This window comes from Klebsiella sp. 141153, assembly GCF_032601995.1.
Taxonomy (GTDB): domain Bacteria; phylum Pseudomonadota; class Gammaproteobacteria; order Enterobacterales; family Enterobacteriaceae; genus Klebsiella; species Klebsiella aerogenes.
This window is the reverse complement of the sequence record NZ_JAQIRJ010000013.1, coordinates 111,826-130,897: the sequence shown is the minus strand read 5'-3', so window position 1 is coordinate 130,897 and position 19,072 is coordinate 111,826. Positions and strand designations below refer to the sequence as shown.

General features: G+C 55.5%; 19 protein-coding genes and 1 other annotated feature. Of the genes, 5 read left to right on the top strand and 14 right to left on the bottom strand.

Annotation, left to right across the window (positions count from 1 at the left end):
* Positions 1–7 precede the first annotated feature (7 nt).
* Positions 8–781 carry a peroxide stress protein YaaA gene (gene yaaA / locus PGS10_RS21850; protein ID WP_316423479.1) on the top strand — a complete coding sequence of 258 codons (774 nt, stop codon included), beginning with the start codon at positions 8–10 and terminating at the stop codon, positions 779–781.
* Positions 782–819: 38 nt separating this feature from the next.
* Here the strand turns inward: yaaA and PGS10_RS21845 are convergent, their stop codons facing one another.
* From PGS10_RS21845 to yjjY, 7 genes are all read right to left on the bottom strand, one after another.
* Positions 820–1,119, bottom strand: coding sequence for a DUF2502 domain-containing protein (locus tag PGS10_RS21845; protein ID WP_316423477.1), 300 nt, complete (start codon positions 1,117–1,119; stop codon positions 820–822).
* Between the two features lie 194 nt (positions 1,120–1,313).
* Positions 1,314–2,594, bottom strand: a complete 1,281-nt coding sequence (gene thrC, locus PGS10_RS21840) for a threonine synthase (protein ID WP_047078008.1) — start codon at positions 2,592–2,594, stop codon at positions 1,314–1,316.
* A 3-nt stretch (positions 2,595–2,597) separates the two neighbouring features.
* The gene (gene thrB, locus PGS10_RS21835; protein WP_045395879.1) at positions 2,598–3,527 is read right to left on the bottom strand and encodes a homoserine kinase; all 930 of its coding nucleotides are present in this window, start codon (positions 3,525–3,527) and stop codon (positions 2,598–2,600) included.
* A gap of 1 nt (position 3,528) precedes the next feature.
* A complete protein-coding gene (gene thrA / locus PGS10_RS21830; protein WP_045395882.1) occupies positions 3,529–5,991 on the bottom strand; it encodes a bifunctional aspartate kinase/homoserine dehydrogenase I in 2,463 nt (820 codons plus the stop codon).
* Between the two features lie 25 nt (positions 5,992–6,016).
* Positions 6,017–6,135 (bottom strand) — a sequence feature (Thr leader region).
* Positions 6,074–6,142, bottom strand: coding sequence for a thr operon leader peptide (thrL, locus tag PGS10_RS21825; RefSeq protein WP_004222578.1), 69 nt, complete (start codon positions 6,140–6,142; stop codon positions 6,074–6,076). (Overlaps the previous feature by 62 nt.)
* Positions 6,143–6,352: 210 nt before the next feature.
* The gene (locus PGS10_RS21820; RefSeq protein ID WP_047078009.1) at positions 6,353–7,039 is read right to left on the bottom strand and encodes a tRNA/rRNA methyltransferase; all 687 of its coding nucleotides are present in this window, start codon (positions 7,037–7,039) and stop codon (positions 6,353–6,355) included.
* Between the two features lie 395 nt (positions 7,040–7,434).
* A complete protein-coding gene (yjjY, locus tag PGS10_RS21815) occupies positions 7,435–7,575 on the bottom strand; it encodes a protein YjjY (protein WP_001541509.1) in 141 nt (46 codons plus the stop codon).
* 95 nt (positions 7,576–7,670) lie between these two features.
* Here yjjY and arcA point away from each other — a divergent pair, with 95 nt between their 5' ends.
* Positions 7,671–8,387, top strand: coding sequence for a two-component system response regulator ArcA (gene arcA / locus PGS10_RS21810; RefSeq protein ID WP_002887843.1), 717 nt, complete (start codon positions 7,671–7,673; stop codon positions 8,385–8,387).
* 65 nt (positions 8,388–8,452) lie between these two features.
* Here arcA and creD read toward each other — a convergent pair whose 3' ends face one another.
* Genes creD through creA form a run of 4 tightly spaced genes read right to left on the bottom strand, consistent with a single transcriptional unit; the run spans position 8,453 to position 12,467 of the window.
* Positions 8,453–9,808, bottom strand: a complete 1,356-nt coding sequence (gene creD / locus PGS10_RS21805; protein ID WP_316423475.1) for a cell envelope integrity protein CreD — start codon at positions 9,806–9,808, stop codon at positions 8,453–8,455.
* A 59-nt stretch (positions 9,809–9,867) separates the two neighbouring features.
* Entirely contained in the window at positions 9,868–11,292 is a 1,425-nt protein-coding gene (creC, locus tag PGS10_RS21800) for a two-component system sensor histidine kinase CreC (protein ID WP_316423474.1), read from the bottom strand.
* Positions 11,292–11,981 carry a two-component system response regulator CreB gene (gene creB / locus PGS10_RS21795; protein ID WP_316423473.1) on the bottom strand — a complete coding sequence of 230 codons (690 nt, stop codon included), beginning with the start codon at positions 11,979–11,981 and terminating at the stop codon, positions 11,292–11,294. The genes creC and creB overlap by 1 nt, the downstream gene beginning before the upstream one ends.
* A 12-nt stretch (positions 11,982–11,993) precedes the next feature.
* Positions 11,994–12,467 (bottom strand): protein CreA, encoded by a 474-nt coding sequence (gene creA, locus PGS10_RS21790; protein WP_020079661.1) that lies wholly within the window; start codon positions 12,465–12,467, stop codon positions 11,994–11,996.
* Positions 12,468–12,675: 208 nt separating this feature from the next.
* Between creA and robA the strand changes: the two genes are divergently transcribed.
* Positions 12,676–13,545 carry an MDR efflux pump AcrAB transcriptional activator RobA gene (gene robA / locus PGS10_RS21785; RefSeq protein WP_045395899.1) on the top strand — a complete coding sequence of 290 codons (870 nt, stop codon included), beginning with the start codon at positions 12,676–12,678 and terminating at the stop codon, positions 13,543–13,545.
* On the opposite strand, the gene gpmB is transcribed toward robA, so the two are convergent.
* Positions 13,542–14,189: a 2,3-diphosphoglycerate-dependent phosphoglycerate mutase GpmB gene (gpmB, locus tag PGS10_RS21780; protein ID WP_015368369.1), complete on the bottom strand. Its 648-nt coding sequence runs from the start codon at positions 14,187–14,189 to the stop codon at positions 13,542–13,544. The genes robA and gpmB overlap by 4 nt on opposite strands.
* Before the next feature lie 113 nt (positions 14,190–14,302).
* Here gpmB and yjjX point away from each other — a divergent pair, with 113 nt between their 5' ends.
* Entirely contained in the window at positions 14,303–14,818 is a 516-nt protein-coding gene (yjjX, locus tag PGS10_RS21775; protein ID WP_045395903.1) for an inosine/xanthosine triphosphatase, read from the top strand.
* Here the strand turns inward: yjjX and trpR are convergent.
* Both trpR and sltY read right to left on the bottom strand, forming a co-directional pair.
* Entirely contained in the window at positions 14,805–15,131 is a 327-nt protein-coding gene (trpR, locus tag PGS10_RS21770; protein ID WP_015368371.1) for a trp operon repressor, read from the bottom strand. The two genes, yjjX and trpR, sit on opposite strands and share 14 nt — an antisense overlap.
* An 87-nt stretch (positions 15,132–15,218) precedes the next feature.
* Positions 15,219–17,156 carry a murein transglycosylase gene (gene sltY, locus PGS10_RS21765; protein WP_047043908.1) on the bottom strand — a complete coding sequence of 646 codons (1,938 nt, stop codon included), beginning with the start codon at positions 17,154–17,156 and terminating at the stop codon, positions 15,219–15,221.
* Positions 17,157–17,375: 219 nt separating this feature from the next.
* On the opposite strand from sltY, the gene ettA reads away from it, so the two are divergent.
* The gene (gene ettA, locus PGS10_RS21760; RefSeq protein WP_023291900.1) at positions 17,376–19,043 is read left to right on the top strand and encodes an energy-dependent translational throttle protein EttA; all 1,668 of its coding nucleotides are present in this window, start codon (positions 17,376–17,378) and stop codon (positions 19,041–19,043) included.
* Positions 19,044–19,072 lie beyond the last annotated feature (29 nt).

The following is a 19,072-nucleotide window of genomic DNA, read 5'->3' as shown; positions in this document are numbered from 1 at the left end:
ACTGGATATGCTGATTCTGATTTCACCTGCTAAAACGCTCGATTATCAAAGCCCGCTGGCAACGACGCGCTATACCCAGCCCGAACTTCTGGAGTATTCTCAACAGCTTATCGGTATCGCCCGTAAGCTGACAGCGCCGCAAATCGGTAAGCTGATGAGCATTAGCGACAAGCTTGCCGACCTCAACGCCACCCGTTTTCACGACTGGCATCCGGACTTTACCCCGCAGAATGCCCGTCAAGCGATACTGGCCTTCAAAGGCGACGTTTATACCGGCCTGCAGGCTGAAACCTTTAGCGAAGCGGATTTCGATTTCGCCCAGCAGCATCTGCGTATGCTATCCGGGCTTTACGGCGTGTTGCGTCCGCTGGATTTGATGCAGCCTTATCGTCTGGAGATGGGCATCAAGTTGGAAAATCCGCAGGGCAAAGATTTGTATCATTTCTGGGGCGATGTCATTACCGATAAGCTCAATCAGGCGCTGCAGGCGCAGGGCGACGATATCGTTATCAACCTGGCGTCCGATGAGTATTTTAAATCGGTAAAACCGAAAAAATTGCTGGGACAGTTGATTAAGCCGGTATTCCTCGATGAGAAAAACGGCAAATTCAAGGTGATCAGCTTCTATGCCAAAAAAGCGCGCGGCCTGATGAGCCGCTTTATCATAGAGAACCGTTTAACCCGTCCGGATCAACTGCAGGAGTTTGATAGCGAAGGTTATTTCTTTGATGCGCAGGCATCGGAGAACGGCGAACTGGTGTTTAAACGCCACGAGCAGTAAGCCTGAATGCCCCCGGTATGGCGCCGGGGGCGGCACGATTAGTCGTCGTGGTGATGCCGCTCGTGGCCATGACCATGATGGCCTTGATCGTCATCGTCATCGCGATCGTGGCGGCGATAATCATCATGCGGACGCCAGCGGTCGTCGCGCCAGTCATAATGGCTCGCCCACCAGTCATGATCGCGCCAGCGATCGCCGTCCCAGTAGCGTCCATAATCATCACGGTCGCCGATTTGCAGCTTCACCGCCGGGATCAGGGTAATTTCATCTGCATGAACCAACGCAGGAGCGACCAGCAGCAGAGAAAGCGCCAGCAAAACAGGTTTCAGTATTGTCATAAGCAACCCCTTCTATTCGCCCCCATTATGGGTCGATAACAAAATATTAACCCTGCAAAACTACCCTGTTTATTCTCCGCAATCTGAATTTATGCTCTTCCGCATTTATTGGTCAGTTATACACAATCTCTCCATTTTCGGGCGTAAAAAAACCGGGCGCGGAACCCGGTTTAACGAACAGCGGAATGGCAATGCTAGCCCATCATCAGCTTACGCAGCGCGGCGAAGTCGGCTGGGAGATTGTGCGAGAGCAGCGGCAGGTCGGCGCGGTCGGCCAGTTCTTTCGGCAGCGGCAACGTCTCCTGTAGGATCTCTTCTACGCTCTCTTTGAATTTAGCCGGATGCGCCGTTCCGAGGAATAACCCATACTCTCCCGGCTGCAGCTGGTCGCGCAACGCGCGATAGGCAATGGCCGCATGCGGTTCCGAGGTATAGCCGATGGCTTTCAATTCACGCATGGTCGCTTTAGTGGTTTCATCATCCACCGCAGCATAGCCCAGTTCATTCAGACGCCATATTTTACGGCGGAATAACTCCTCCACGCGCGGCCAGTTGTTCGGTTGGCTGACGTCCATCGCGTTAGACAGGGTCGCCTGCGTCGCCTTCGGCGCCCAGTTGCCATCCTGCAGGAAGCGCGGCACGGTGTCATTGGCGTTGGTCGCGGCAATAAAACGCTTAATCGGCAGCCCCAGCGATTTCGCCAGCAGGCCGGCAGTAAGATCGCCGAAGTTGCCGCTTGGCACCGACACCACCAGCTGATTGCGGGCTTCCTGCGGCAATTGCGCGACCGCCTCGAAGTAGTAGCAGATCTGCGCCAGCAGGCGGCTGATGTTAATAGAGTTGGCGGAGTTGAGGCCAAGCGCGACCTTCAGCTCTTCATCGTCAAACGCCTGCTTAACCAGCGCCTGACAGGCGTCGAAGTCGCCGTCAATCGCCACGGTTTCGATATTGCCGCCCAGGGTACAGAACAGCTTCTCCTGCAGCGGGCTGATCTTACCGCGCGGATAGAGGATAACCACTTTGACGTTCGGCAGGCCGTAGAAGGCGTGCGCCACGGCCGCGCCGGTGTCGCCGGAGGTAGCGGTCAGAATCGTCACCGGCTTATCGCCCGCGATATGCGTCAGCATTTGGGCCATAAAGCGGCCACCAAAGTCTTTAAACGCCAGCGTCGGACCGTGGAACAGTTCCAGGCAGCCGATATCATCCTGTACTTGACTTACCGGCGCCGGGAAGGCGAACGCCGCGGCAACGCGGGCCTGTAGTTCATTCTGCGGGATCTCGTCGCCAATAAAGGCCGACAGGATTTTCGCGCTGCGGTTCACGAAATCCTGTTCCAGCATTTCGTCGATTTCGGTCAGGTTGAATTCCGGCAGATCGTGCGGAAAGAACAGCCCCTGTTGTTTGCCAAGCCCTTGCGTCACGGCCTGCGCGAAGCTGACCTGTTCGTTATGATCTTTTAAGTTATACAGTTTCATCACTTATCCCACTACTCGAGCGCCCGCCGTGTCCAGCCGGCAAATATGAACGAAGCCTTCCTGATTTTGCAGATAATGCGCGGCCAGCCAGTCGGCGACGCGCTGCGCGGTGTCCGGTTTATCGCACAACGCGAACAGCGTCGGGCCGGAGCCGGAGATACCGCAAGCCTGCGCGCCGATCTCCATCGCCGCCTGACGCGCTTCACTGAAGCCCGGCAGCAGTTTGGTACGGTACGGTTCGGCGATAACATCTTTCATTAACTTTGCCGCCAGCTGCGGCTGACGGCTATAGCAGGCGTGAATAAACCCTGCAAGGTGACGACCGTGGGCGATACAGTCCTGGCGGCGATACTGCGCCGGAAGAATCGCACGCGCTTCGGCGGTAGAGACCTTAATCCCCGGATAGGCCAGCACCCACAACCATTCATCAAAACCCGGGATCTGCTGGCTGATGATGCCATTTTCTTCGATCATCAGTTGCATACCGCCAAGGTAGCACGGCGCCACGTTATCATAGTGAACGCTGCCGGAGATGCGCCCTTCCATCTCGCCCATCAGCGCCAGCATTCGGGTTTCATTCAGCGGCTTACCACAAAACTCATTCATTGCCACCAGCGCGGCGACCACCGAACAAGCGCTGGAGCCAAGGCCCGAGCCGATCGGCATATTTTTTTCCAGGGTCATCGCCACCGGAACCGTTTTACCGATCTCGCGGCAAAAGGCTTCCCAGCATTGATAAACGATATTTTCCTGCGGCGCCGACGGTAATTTGCCGGCGAAGCGGCCTACATTACGTAGGCTAAACTCCGCCGCCGTCTCTACCGAGACGTTATCCCCCAGCAAGGTGCCGTCAACCGGCGTCACCGCGGCTCCCAGCACATCAAAACCGACGCTCATATTGGCACTGGAAGCCGGGGCGTATACTTTGACCATCTTAAACTCCTAACTTCCATGACAGGGTGCGTAGCAGGTCGGCGAACACGCCAGCCGCCGTCACGTCATTCCCCGCGCCATAGCCGCGCAGCACCAGCGGCAGAGGCTGATAATAGTGGCTGTAAAATGCCAACGCGTTCTCGCCGTTTTTCACCTTGAACAGCGGATCGTTGCCGTCGACTTCGGCGATTTTCACCCGGCAGACGCCATCTTCTTCAATATTGCCGACGTAGCGTAAGACTTTACCCTCGTCGCGCGCTTTAGCAACCCGCGAGGCGAATTGATCGTCAAGCGTCGGCAGTCGCGCCATAAAGCTTTCGACATCGCCGCTGGCGTCGAAGTCGGCAGGCAGCGCAGGCTCAACGATAATATCCGAGAGCTCCAGCTCGCGCCCGGTTTCGCGGGCAAGGATCAGCAGCTTGCGCGCCACATCCACGCCGGAAAGATCGTCGCGCGGGTCCGGTTCGGTATAGCCCATCTCGCGCGCCAGTTTAGTGGCTTCAGAAAGGCTCATGCCCTCATCCAGCTTACCAAAAATAAAGGAAAGCGAGCCGGAGAGGATCCCGGAAAAATGCACCAGCTCATCACCAGCGTTCAGCAGGTTCTGCAGGTTTTCAATGACCGGCAGACCCGCGCCGACGTTGGTGTCGTAGAGGAACTTGCGCCGCGAGCTGCTGGCGGCGTGACGCAACTGGTGATAGTAATCCAGCGAAGAGGTATTGGCCTTTTTATTCGGAGTCACCACATGGAAACCTTCACGCAGGAAGTCAGCGTACTGATCGGCCACCGCCTGACTGGAGGTACAATCGACGATAACCGGGTTCAGCAGGTGATACTCTTTCACCAGACGGATTAAACGGCCCAGATTAAAGGGCTCTTTCGCTTCCGCGAGTTCGCTACGCCAGTTTTCCAGATTCAAGCCATGGACGTTCGTCAGCAGCGCCTGTGAATTGGCGACGCCGCATACGCGCAGATCGATATGCTTGCCCTTCAACCAGCTCTGCTGGCGCTTAATCTGTTCGATTAACGCGCCGCCGACGCCGCCGACGCCAATCACGAAGACTTCGATGACCTGGTCGGTGTTAAACAGCATCTGATGCGTGACGCGCACGCCGGTAGTCGCGTCGTCGTTGCTGACGACCACCGAAATTGAACGCTCGGAAGAGCCCTGGGCAATCGCCACGATATTAATATTGGCGCGCGCCAGCGCGGCGAAGAATTTCGCCGAGATACCGCGCAGCGTGCGCATTCCATCGCCCACGACGGAGATGATCGCCAGCCGCTCCATGATTGACAGCGGCTCCAGCAGCCCTTCTTTCAGTTCGAGATAAAATTCCTCTTCCATCACTCGCTTCGCCCGCGCGCTGTCGCTTTGCGGCACGCAGAAGCTGATGCTGTATTCCGAAGAAGACTGGGTAATCAGCACCACGGAGATACCGGCGCGGGACATGGTGGCGAAAACGCGCGCCGCCATACCGACCATGCCTTTCATTCCCGGCCCGGAAACGTTGAACATGGCCATATTGTTAAGATTAGAGATCCCTTTTACCGGCAGGCCGTCTTCATCAAGGCTGGCGCCGATAAGCGTACCCGGCGCCTGCGGATTACCGGTATTTTTAATCAGGCAGGGGATCTGGAACTGGGCAATGGGAGCAATAGTGCGCGGATGCAGCACCTTAGCGCCGAAATAGGAGAGCTCCATCGCTTCCTGATAAGACATGGATTTCAGCAGCCGCGCATCCGGTACCTGACGCGGGTCGCAGGTATAAACGCCATCAACGTCGGTCCAGATTTCGCAGCAGTCGGCGCGCATACAGGCTGCCAGCACGGCAGCAGAGTAATCAGAACCATTACGCCCGAGAACCACCAGCTCACCCTTTTCGTTACCGGCGGTAAAGCCGGCCATCAGCACCATGTGGTCTGCCGGGATTTGGCTGGCGGCGATACGGCGGGTAGATTCAGCAATATCAACAGTGGATTCAAGGTAGTGGCCGACGGCCAACAGTTTTTCGACCGGATTAATCACGCTGACCTTATGGCCGCGCGCTTCCAGCAGCGCCGCCATGATAGCGATAGAGAGCTTTTCACCGCGGCAGATCAGCGAGGCATTAACGCCGTCCGGGCACTGGCCCAGCAGGCTGATACCGTGCAACACGTGTTTAATCTGCGCGAATTCCTGGTCTACGAAAGTTTTCAGCTGTGCGAGCGGGAAGCCTGGTTGAATGTCGGCCAGTCCCTGCAGCAGGTCGGCAAAAATGCGTTCAGCGTCGGCGATATTGGTAAGAGCGTCCTGACCGCTAATGGTTTTTTCAATCATTGCGACCAGATGGTTGGTGATTTTCGCCGGGGCAGACAGCACGGTCGCAACCTGCCCCTGCCTGGCATTGCTCTCCAGGATATCGGCAACCCGCAGAAAACGTTCTGCATTTGCCACTGATGTACCGCCGAACTTCAACACTCGCATGGTTCTTACCCCTTGATCTCTTGTCAAAAAAAAAGCCCGCACTGTTCAGGTGCGGGCTTTTTTCTGTTGTTTCCTGTACGCGTCAGCCCGCACCGTTACCTGTGGTAATGGTGGTGGTGATAATGGTGGTAATCATGCCGATGCGATTCATGGATGTTGTGTACTCTGTATTTTTATCTGTCTTGTGTCCTGCCTATATTGGTTAAAGTATCTGCCTGCTTAAGTCAACGAATTTCTAAATTGGCGACTTTTCAACCAACACCGTCATTACGCCACAGCGCCCCGATATTTCCGCCGCATTGCCAGACGGTTGCTGTTGAAATTAGTACATTCAACCATAAAAATTACTTACAACAGGATTTTATTCAGATAGTTTTTTTTCAATATCATGCAGCAATCGATGCAACATGGCGGTGTCGCGCTGTTGTAACAGGCCGATCCGCTGCTGTAGCCAGTCGGCCAGTTTTATGTCGTCATCGACACCCAAGCGTCCAAGTAGCGAAAGCGTCCGCTGACGTAGCGCCTGCAATTGTTTTTCGTCGGTTTCAGGCGCCTGAACCGCAGTCTGCTGCTGCAGCGAGCTCAGCTGATAGCAATACACCATTACCGACTGCCCAAGATTCAAGGAGGGATAATCGGCGACCATCGGCACGCCGGTAAGCACATCGGCCAGCGCCAGTTCATCGTTAGTTAATCCGGAATCTTCACGGCCAAAGACCAGCGCCGTATGTTTCATCCATTGCGCTTTTTCTTCCAGCAGCGGTAGCAACTGCTGCGGCGTGGCGTAGTAGTGAAAACGCGCGCGACTGCGGGCGGTAGTGGCGACGGTAAAGTCGACATCGTGCAGGGCCTGCTCAAGCGTCGGATAGGTTTTTATATTATCTAAAATATCTCCCGAACCATGCGCAACCCAGCGCGCGGCGGGCTGCAGATGCGCTTCGCTATCGACAATCCGCAGTTCGCTGAATCCCATGGTTTTCATCGCTCGCGCCGCCGCGCCGACGTTTTCAGCCCTCGCGGGGGCCACTAAAATGATCGATAAACGCATTATGCTTCCCTTATCCACTTACGCGGCGCGACTCTGCGGTCTCCCCCATTTTACGCGGCGAAAATTTACAAATTTGCAACAAAAATCACTAAAAATGAGCTTTATTACTCTTAAAAAAAACTAAACTGTTCACATTGGACACCAATACGGAGTATGTTAACAGAACGCATTTATCCATATGTTTGGCAATGATATTTCAGTTTTCATTTGTCTACGGGCTTTGGATTCATTGCATTTATTAATTCATAGCTGCAACTAATTGAGCTGTGTAAGAAATGTGACGATAAATCGCAAATCGATGCAATGATTTCACAAGACTGTTAACGTGCTACAATTGAACTTGATATATGTCAACGAAGCGTAGTTTTATTGGGTGTTCGGCCTCTCTTAGCCTGTTATGTTGCTGTTAAAATGGTTAGGATGACAGCCGTTTTTGACACCGTCGGGTCCAGAGGGAAAGTACCCACGACCAAGCTAATGATGTTGTTGACGTTGATGGAAAGTGCATCAAGAACGCAATTACGTACTTTAGTCATGTTACGCCGGACATGTTAATTTGTGGCATGTACCAGGCAGGTCAGGGACTTTGGTACTTCCTGTTTCGATTTAGTTGGCAATTTAGGTAGCAAACATGCAGACCCCGCACATTCTTATCGTTGAAGACGAGTTGGTAACACGCAACACGTTAAAAAGTATTTTCGAAGCAGAAGGTTATGATGTATTCGAAGCGACCGATGGCGCGGAAATGCATCAGATCCTGTCTGAAAATGATATCAACCTGGTGATCATGGATATCAACCTGCCAGGTAAAAATGGTCTTCTGCTCGCGCGTGAACTGCGTGAGCAGGCTGACGTCGCGCTGATGTTCCTTACCGGCCGCGACAACGAAGTTGATAAAATTCTTGGCCTCGAAATCGGCGCCGATGACTATATCACTAAACCGTTTAACCCGCGTGAACTGACTATCCGCGCGCGTAACCTGCTCTCCCGTACCATGAACCTGGGTACCGTGAGCGAAGAGCGTCGCAGCGTTGAGAGCTACAAGTTCAACGGTTGGGAACTGGATATCAACAGCCGTTCATTGGTGAGCCCAAACGGCGAGCAGTACAAGCTGCCGCGTAGCGAATTCCGCGCGATGCTGCACTTCTGCGAAAACCCGGGCAAAATCCAGTCACGCGCAGAGCTGCTGAAGAAAATGACCGGTCGCGAGCTGAAGCCGCATGACCGTACCGTGGACGTGACCATTCGTCGCATTCGTAAGCATTTCGAATCCACGCCGGATACTCCGGAAATCATCGCCACGATTCACGGTGAAGGTTACCGTTTCTGCGGCGATCTGCAGGAATAATTCTGGTTATCCCGCAGCTATAATGCAAAAACAGCGCCTTCTGGCGCTGTTTTTTTATGCTACTTTTACTTCCAGATACGTAGCGTGTCGTCATCCTTGCTTTGCGGTTTTTCCGGTTTGCTCTGCGGTAGAGATAAGGCATACCAGTCCACGCGGCGGGTCAGGAACATCAACGCGCACAGCGCCAGCAGTAGCACCCCGGTGCCGAGCAGCAGCGCGCTATCCTCAGAACGCAGCAGTAGCCACATCACGCCATCCAGCAGCAGCAGCGCCACGACGAATAACAGACTATTACGCCACCCTTTCAGTACCGCCTGTAAATAAATACCGTTGATTACCGCGCCAATCAGGCTGGCTATCGCCCAGGCTCGGGTAAAGCCAATATGCTCAGAGAGCGCCAGCAACACGAGGTAGAACATCACCAGCGATAAGCCGACCAGCAGATACTGCATCGGGTGCAGACGACGATGCGTCAGGCTCTCGAAAACGAAGAAGGCCATAAAAGTCAGTGCGATTAACAGGATGGCGTATTTAGTCGCCCGGTCGGTGAGCTGATATTGATCGGCCTGCGACATCACGTCCACGCTAAAGGCGGGTAAACGCGACCACTCAATATCGGTGTCATCGGCGAAATAGTTGCCCATATTGTTGGCAAACCAACTGCTCTGCCAGTGCGCGCTATAACCCGAGGCGCTCACTTCGCGTTTCGTAGGCAGGAATCTGCCAAGGAATCCTGGATGCGACCAGTTACTGGTTAGCTGCAGCTCGCTGTTGCGGCCCAACGGTACAACGGAGAAGCCGCCGGTACCGTTAAGATTGAGGGTAAAAGCAATATCCAGCGGTTTATTGTCTGCGTTTAACGCCGGCATCGGCATATGAATACCTACCCCGCCGCCGTTCAATCCCAATCCCGGTTCAACGGTCAGTGCCTTACCGTCAATTACCGGCGCGTTGATCACGCCGATGCCGCGGGCATCGCTCACGCTAAGCACTAAAAACGGTTTTCCTAAATTGATATTTGCCTTTTGCAGCTCTTTCAGCCGCGAAGGATCGAACTGCGCCTGAATTTGCAGGGCATTATGCCAGACCTGCCCACTGTATATGCCGACTTTTCTCGACTCCACATTTTGCACACCGTTAACCGTCAGCGTTTCCGGTAGCCAGTAGTAGATCCAGCGACGCTGATATTCGACCTCTTTTTGGTTCTCCATACGAAATAGCGTCTCGGTCACCGGGATAGCAACCAGCGGCCCCGTCAGCTTTTGTGAACCGCTGGTACTGTGCTCTATCGCATCCACTACATCGCTGCGATAGTCCGCACGCTCGCTAATAAGCGCTCTGACCATCATCAGCGGCACGGACAACAGCAAAATACAGCCCAACAGCGTACTAATTTTCCAGAATAATGGTGATTTCATCATAGCCTTCTCCCTATCGTGATGGGCTCACTGTAGGGCGGCTATGTGCAGTGTGTTTGAAGCTATGTGAAGGGACGGTGAAGTTGTAGCGTCGCGACAACGCCGCCTTCAGGGCGATTACGCAGGCTAATATCACCCTGATGCAGACGCGCCACCTCACGCACAAACGCCAGTCCTAAACCGCTGCTCTTATGGCCATCTTCCCGCGGCAGCGAGTAAAAGCGTTCAAAGAGGCGCGCCAGCGCAAAGTCAGGAATACCGCGACCGTTATCCGTCACGCTTAGCTGCGCCTCTTCGTGGCACGTCTCCACCGCCAGAGCGATTTCACCGCCGCGGGGGGTAAAGTCAATCGCATTATCGATAAGATTGCCCAGCGCCTGCGCCAGTAGTTCGCTATCGCCATTCACCGTTACCCCGCTCTTCTGCCAGCGCAGGGTGATGGCTTTCGCCTCCAGAGCAATGTCGCGTTCATCCGCCAGACGTTGGAAAAGCGCATCAACCGAAACCAACTGCGGCGTTATCTCCAGCCGATTTTCCAGCCGCGCCTGTTGCAGCAGTTTTTCCACCAACAGCTGCATGCGGGTATTCTGCGCAAGAATATTTGCCGTGAAACGCGCGGCGACCTCAGGCGGCGGCCCCTCGCGCAAGATCTCCGCCGCACCGCGGATCGCCGCCAGCGGGCTTTTGAGTTCATGAGTGAGATCGTAGACATAGTTTTCGATCGCGTTCTTGCCTTCTAGCTTCACGCGCATGCTCTCCAGCGCCTGCGCCAGCTTGCTTAACTCGCTACTGCCGACGTTCGGCAGAGGCAACGGACGCTCGGCAGTCACCGAATCAGCGTAACGCACCAGTTTGCCAATAGAGAAGTTAATCCACCAGACCATCCCGGCGCCGATCAGTAAAGCAATCCCCAGCAGCGCGCCACCGGCCCACAATATCCGCCGCTCGCTGCGTTTAATCACCGGCGTCATTGCCAGATTAGGTTTACCGACGCTGACCACGCCGATGATACGCCCGTTATCCATCACCGGCGCGGCAATGTACATGACGGAGCTATTATCATCATTGGGGTCACTGCGCGAACTGCGGGCGCCGTACTGGCCGCGCAGGGTCAGCCAGACGTCATTCCAGCGCGAATAATCCTGGCCAACCGCCTCCCCGCTGGAGTCAAACACCACTTTCCCCTGAGCATCCGTCAGATAGACGCGATACTCATTGCGCATTTTCCTGATACCGCTGATATTGGCGTTGATGGGCTGCTGATTAAGCGACTGAAAGGCCTGCGCCAGCCGCCCCTGCTGCGGATTTACCGAAAGAAGATCCTCCCGGGCCAGCGCCGCCAATAGCGTTGCGGTATCGTTAAGCGTGCCTTCCGTTGCCCGGCGCACGCCCGGTTTGACTTCCTGCACAAAGATAGAGAGCACAAACCACGCGGCAATGCCGACAATCAAGAAATACCCCAGTAACAGGCGCATCCCGATACGCATCAATAGCCCCCCAGGCTATAGCCCAGACCGCGATGCGTATTAATCGGGTTAATATCAGGATTCACCGCCCGCAGCTTGGCGCGTAGGGTTTTGATATGGGTATCGACGGTACGATCGATACTCTCGTAAGCATCGCTCCACACTCGCTCCATCAACTGCTGGCGAGAGAACACGCGACCGGGGGCGTTAATGAGGGTTTTCAACAGCAGGAATTCGTAACGCGTCAGGCTCAGCGGTTGACCATACCAGCTATTTGTCATCGCCAGCTCATCCAACACGAACTCGCCAACGCGCACCACCGGCGAAGGGGTAGAAAATTTCTGCAGGCGACGCAGAACGGTACGCACCCGCGCGCAGACTTCGCGCGGCGAAAACGGTTTGGCGATGTAGTCGTCAGCGCCAATTTCCAGCCCCAGCAGCTTATCAACCTCTTCGCTGCGTGCGGTCAAAAACAGTACTGGCAATGCCTGATGGCGCGCCAGCAGTCGTCGGCATAGTTCAAAGCCGCTAATATCCGGCAAGCCGACGTCGAGGATCGCTAAATCCGGGCTCTGATGCAGCGCCGCATCAAGCGCGGGCAACCCGCGCTCGAAGACGGTCACGTCGAATCCTTCCTGCTGCAGCATGTAAACAAGGGTATCGGCGATACTCTGTTCATCCTCAACTAACCAAATCCGTGGCTGTTGCATTGTGACTCCCGTTTATTTATTCCACGGCATGATCGGCACGGCGCTGATGGCATTCTTCGGCGAGCCGTCGACCACTTTATCCGAATAGGTCAGGTACACCAGCGCATTGCGTTTAGCGTCATAGAAGCGTACGACCTGCAGTTTTTTGAACACCAGCGAGGTACGTTTCTGGAATACCACATCGCCCTGGCTTTTGCCGTTTTTGATTTTATCCGTCAACTCAATCGGCCCGACCTGCTGGCAGGAGATGGCGGCGTCTGAGGTATCTTCCGCCAGCCCCAGCCCGCCTTTAATGCCGCCTGTTTTTGCCCGGCTAATATAGCAGGTGACGTTTTGTACATCGGGATCGTCGAAGGCTTCGACCACGATTTTATGATCCGGCCCCAGCCATTTAAATACCGTATCGACGGAGCCGATTTGCTCGGCGTGCGCCAGTTGGCCTGCGGCCAGCAAGAACAAACCTGCCACTAACTTCTTGTATTTCATATTGTTACCATTTCTTAAAATTCCGCTGCGTGATAATCACAAACGCTGTGGAAAAGGTTTAAAGATCACAGCTTTACAAAATTACCAACGATATCCACCAGATAATCGCATTTATAAGCAAAAAAAACACTGAATGCTAAAACATCAAAAAATGCTATTATCCGCTACCTTAATATAGGTACCTGAGTTTAAAGGATGGGGACATTTTATGGATCAAGCTGGGATTATTCGCGATCTCCTGAGCTGGCTGGAAGGTCACCTGGATCAGCCCCTCTCGTTGGATAATGTGGCGGCGAAGGCAGGTTATTCCAAGTGGCATTTGCAACGTATGTTTAAAGACGTCACGGGTCAAGCTATCGGTGCCTATATTCGCGCACGCCGTCTCTCCAAATCCGCCGTGGCGCTACGCCTGACCGCACGCCCGATTCTCGACATCGCGCTGCAGTATCGCTTCGATTCTCAACAGACGTTCACCCGCGCCTTTAAAAAACAGTTTAATTTGACCCCAGCGCTCTACCGCCGTTCTCCGGACTGGAGCTCGTTCGGTATGCGTCCGCCGCTGCGGCTCGGCGAATTTACCATGCCGAAGCATGAGTTTGTGACCCTGAGCACCACGCAACTGGTCGGCGTGACCCAAAGCTATACCTGTAAGCTTGAAGAGATTTCTGAATTCCGTAACCAGATGCGCGTTCAGTTCTGGCGCGAATTCCTCGGCAATGCGCCCAGCATTCCGCCAACGCTGTACGGCCTGCATGAACCGCGTCCAAGTCTGGAAAAAGATGACGAACAGGAGGTGTTCTACACCACCGCGCTGACGCCGGAGATGGCGAACGGGCACCTGCATAACTCTCATCCGGTGATTCTGGAAGGCGGCGAGTATGTAATGTTCACTTACGAAGGATTAGGCACCGGGCTGCAGGAGTTTATCCTGACGGTATACGGCACCTGTATGCCGATGCTGAACCTCACCCGCCGCAAAGGCCTGGATATTGAGCGCTTCTATCCGGAAGATGATAACCGGAACCAGGCCACGCCAATTCAGCTGCGCTGCGAATACCTGATTCCGATTCGTCGTTAACGCTGTAGTTCGTCCATCGCGGGGGCATCGAGATGCGAAACGTCCCCCGCGGTCTCCACCACCCATCCTGACGCCAGCCACGGGCTCTGCTGATAATCAACGCGTGAAATCGAACAGTTGCGCAGGCGCAGACGGCGCTCCGCATAAGCAGGCAGCCCGAGGATTGTGCTCACCAGACAGCCCAGAGCCATCCCATGACTCACCAGCAGCGGCCGGCTACCTGGCGGTAATTCCAGACAGGATGATAGCGCCGCGCGCATACGCTCGCTCAGCTCCTGCATGGATTCGCCCTGCGGTATGCGCCCATCCGGCGTACCGTTGACCAACTGACGGCGCCAGCCCTCTTCTTCCTCACTAAGCGAGTCGATATGGCGCTTCTCCAGCACCCCCATATCCAGCTCGCGCAGGCGCGGATCGGTAACGACGCCGCAGCCGCAGGCTTCAGCGATAATTTCTGCCGTGCGGCGGGTACGTCCGAGGTCGCTGGCGATAATATGGGTGATCCCCAACGTTCTGGCGCGCTCGCCCACCTGCCATGCCTGGCGCTCGCCGTGAGCGGTCAGTGGGCTATCGGACTGGCCTTGAATACGTCGCTCGGCGTTCCACTGCGTTTCACCGTGGCGAACAAGGTATACCTGTAACATGCTTATTTTCCGTTCTGAACCCTTCATCAATCGACGATCGGCGCTATCGGCTACCGCCAGAGTGATTTAGAGTATACTGCGATGACGTTAATTAATTCTGAGTTGTTTTGATTATGCACCATGTTGTCTCAGCTACCACTAATCCCGCCAAAATTCAGGCAATTCTGCAGGCTTTTAACGAGATCTTCGGCGAAGGATCCTGCCACATTGAGTCCGTCGCCGTCGAGAGCGGCGTGCCGGAACAGCCCTTCGGCAGCGAGGAAACGCGGGCTGGCGCACGAAATCGCGTCGCTAATGCCCGTATCGCGCAGCCGCAAGCCGATTTTTGGGTGGCGATAGAAGCCGGGATCGATGAAGGCAGCACCTTCAGTTGGGTGGTAATTGAGAGCCAGCAGCAGCGCGGCGAAGCGCGCTCGGCAACCCTGCCGCTGCCGGAAGTCATTCTTGCGCAGGTTCGCGCCGGGGAAGCGCTGGGGCCGGTCATGTCGCAGCATACCGGTATCGATGAGATAGGCCGCAAAGAGGGCGCTATTGGCGTCTTTACCGGCGGCAAGCTGACGCGCAGCAGCGTCTACCATCAGGCGGTCGTGCTGGCACTCAGCCCATTCCATAACGCTATTTATCGTTAAGCAGGGTCTGTTCCAGCCACTGGCGTAGCTCTACCGGCGCCGATTTCAGGCTATTCGAACCGCGGGTAATGGTGGCAATACCGGCGCCGAGTTCGTTTTTCAACTCGCGCTGGCTCATCTCGCCGCGCAGCAACTCTTCAATAATACGCACCCGGGTGCCCAGCGCTTCGCGCTCGTCGGGCGTCAGCATCAGCTGCAGTAACGGCAGGTGAAGGTCTTCGGCGTAAGCTTGCTGCAGCAGCGCCACGAAACGTAGCCACTCCTGATGACGTTGTTCGGCCACGGCCGCTGAATAGGGAGATTGTTGGGTCATGTTACGTCGCCATGTTGAGACGGGCAGCCAGGCTGCCCGTCGAATGTACTCATCAACGAGTACAAAGAATAACATACTTCCGAACAATCAGTAACGCTGTTGCCATTCGGCGTCGCTCAGCAAGTTATCCTGCTTGCCCATAAAGTAGCGGTAATAGGCATCGTAAGAGAGGACGTTTTTTACATAGCCGCGGGTTTCCGAGAACGGAATACTCTCGACAAATGCCACCGCATCGATGCGCCCGGCGCTATTGCCCTGCCAGGTTCGCACGCGTCCAGGCCCGGCGTTATAGGCGGCGGAAGCGTAAATACGGTTATTGCCGAACTGCTGGTAGACGTACTGCAGATAGCTGGTACCAATGTTGATATTGGTTTCCGGATCCAGCAGCTGCGACGGACCGCTATAGCCAGGAATGCTGAACATGCTAACGGTATGTGTCGCGGTGCCCGGCATAATCTGCATCAAGCCGCTGGCGCCGACCGGTGAACGCACTTTCGGGTTCCAGGCGCTCTCCTGACGCGCAATCGCCATCGCGTAGCTCTGCGGAATATCTTTGCCGCTAATATAACGCGCGAACAGATCGTTGTACGCCAGCGGGAAGCGCTCTTCCAGCTGATCCCACAATTTACCGGCGATCGTCGCCTGTACGCTAAGATCCCACCAGTGTTGATCAAAAGCGTAACGCGCCAGCTGCGCCTGCTGCGATTTGGTCCGGCTGCTCACCAGGTTCGCCCATTCGCTGCGCGCGGTGTTGTCCATGTTCCAGTACATCAGCTCGCGAACGCGCGCCATCTCAGGGCCAGAGGCCAGCGCCGGGTCGATAGTGCCGGAGGCTTTATCAATGCGGAAGGTGTACTCTTCGCCCAGACGCTGAGCGGCAACCATCGGATAGAAGCCGCGCTGCTGCATCAGCGAATGCAAGATGGCTTTCGCTTCGTCATCGCGCCCGCGCTCCAGCAGCAGATCCGCCTGCCAGTAGCGCCACTCGTCTTTCTCTTTCGCCTCCATCGGCAGACGCGCCAGCCAGGTGTTCAGCCCATGACGATCGCCGTTGCCGAGCGCCATACGAACCCGGCGTTCCACAAGCGGGGTCGATTGCGAACGCATGATCGCGTCATCGCGCCACTCCGCCTGCGCTTCGGTCACATCGCTGCCCATCAGGCGCCAGGCGACGATATCGCGCAGCTCCTGGGTTTGATCCTCATTCAACTGCTGCGCCTGCACCAGCGATGGGATCATCAGACGGGCGTTTTCCACATCCTGACGCGCGACGCTGGCAAAAGCGACCGCCGCCATCTGGCGGGTAAAGTCGGTGGCCCCGGTGGTGCGGGCAAAGGTCATCACGCTATTAGGATCGTTGGCCAACGCCACCACTGCCGAAGAGATGCTCTGATAGTTTGACGGCATCTGCTGAGCAAGCACGCGGACCAGGCTGGTATTGCCGGCCTTCATCGCCAGGCGGATTCGTTCGAGATAGGCCAGCGGATCCTGCTGCCCGGAATCGCGCCATGCGCTAAACAGCGGATCGCAGGCATTTGGCTGGCTCTTACCGGTCAGCCACAGCTCTTTCGCCCCGCTCCACGCTTCCTGCGATTGGCCGACGCTGAGTTTAGCGTAGTAGTAGTTACACTGCGCTTCGGTTGTCGCCGGTTTATCCGGGCTGAACGCCAGTAAGCCTCGCCAGTCGGTACGCCGCGCCAACTCATTAACAAAGCGTGATTTCAGCGAACGCGCCGCCGGTAGCGTCGGGTTCGCCGCAATGAAATTAGTGACCACCAGCGGCGGCTGGTTCATCAGGTCATCGGTAATTTGTCGATATTGCAGGTAGGGATACAGCGGATAGCTGCTGAGCGTGGGCATCAACTGGTTGACGACATCCATCTGGCGGTTGTCCCACGCCTGTTTAATTTGAGCATAGCGGCTGCGCTGTTCATCCAGTGAATCCGCATGCGCCAGCTGGCTTAGCGTCAGCAGACTCACGCCAGCAGCCAGAAGACGCCATGCCGTAGTTTTGGCTTTTTCCACAAGCTCTTCCTCTAGTTTGGTGCATCACCGCGGCATCGTGCCGCTTCAAAAAAATCAGGTATTGCTTAGTTATGCTAATCAGACAACTGAAAACATGCCATGTCCTGAACATTTTTTTACGCTTCTGTGAATCCTGTCGCCTCGCTGGGATTACCGCGCGAAAAAGGCTACACTTCGCCTTTGAACTATCTATCAGAATAGAAAGAGGCGAAGTCCAACGTGGCTCAATTCGTTTATACCATGCATCGTGTCGGCAAAGTGGTTCCGCCGAAACGTCATATTTTGAAAAATATCTCCCTCAGTTTCTTCCCTGGCGCGAAAATCGGTGTTCTCGGTCTGAACGGCGCCGGTAAATCTACCCTGCTGCGCATCATGGCCGGTATCGACACCGAGATCGAAGGTGAAGCGCGCCCGCAGCCCGGGATCAAAATCGGCTACCTGCCGCAGGAGCCGCAGCTGAATCCGGAGCACACCGTACGCGAATCCGTTGAAGAAGCGGTCGCCGAAGTGGTTAACGCGCTGAAAGGCCTGGACGAAGTTTATGCCAAATACGCCGAGCCGGATGCCGACTTCGATAAGCTTGCCGCGCAACAGGGCAAGTTCGAAGAGATCATCCAGGCGCACGACGGCCATAACCTGAACGTGCAGCTGGAGCGTGCGGCCGATGCCCTGCGCCTGCCGGACTGGGATGCGAAAATCGCCAATCTTTCCGGTGGTGAACGCCGCCGCGTCGCGCTGTGCCGCCTGCTGCTGGAAAAACCAGACATGCTGCTGCTCGACGAACCGACCAACCACCTCGACGCCGAGTCCGTCGCCTGGCTGGAGCGCTTCCTGCACGATTTCGAAGGCACCGTAGTGGCGATTACCCACGACCGTTACTTCCTCGATAACGTCGCCGGCTGGATCCTCGAGCTTGACCGCGGCGAAGGTATTCCGTGGGAAGGCAACTACTCCTCCTGGCTGGAGCAGAAAGATCAGCGTCTGGCGCAAGAAGCTTCCCAGGAAGCCGCGCGTCGCAAATCCATCGAGAAAGAACTCGAGTGGGTTCGCCAGGGCGCGAAAGGCCGTCAGTCTAAGGGCAAAGCCCGTCTGGCGCGCTTTGAAGAGCTTAACAACGTCGAATACCAGAAACGTAACGAGACCAACGAACTGTTCATTCCGCCAGGAGCGCGTCTGGGCGATAAAGTTCTGGAAGTCAGCAATCTGCGCAAATCTTACGGCGACCGCGTACTGATTGACGATCTGAGCTTCTCCGTACCGAAAGGCGCTATCGTTGGTATCATCGGTCCGAACGGCGCGGGTAAATCCACCCTGTTCCGCATGATGTCCGGCCAGGAACAGCCTGATTCCGGCACCATCACGCTGGGTGAAACCGTTAAGCTGGCCTCTGTCGATCAGTTCCGTGACGCGATGGACAACAGCAAGACCGTTTGGGAAGAAGTGTCCGGCGGCCTGGATATCATGAAGATCGGCAACACAGAGATGCCAAGCCGCGCCTACGTTGGCCGCTTTAACTTCAAAGGCGTCGACCAGGGCAAACGCGTTGGCGAGCTGTCCGGCGGTGAACGCGGTCGTCTGCACCTGGCGAAGCTGCTGCAGGTCGGCGGTAACGTACTGCTGCTCGATGAACCGACCAACGACCTGGATATCGAAACCCTGCGCGCGCTGGAAAACGCCCTGCTGGAGTTCCCGGGCTGCGCCATGGTTATCTCGCACGACCGCTGGTTCCTTGACCGTATTGCGACCCACATTCTGGATTACCAGGATGAAGGTAAAGTTGAGTTCTTCGAAGGTAACTTTACCGAGTACGAAGAGTACAAGAAACGCACCCTCGGCGCCGATGCGCTGGAGCCGAAGCGTATCAAGTACAAACGTATCTCAAAATAAAATACAAAAAGGCAACGCAAGTTGCCTTT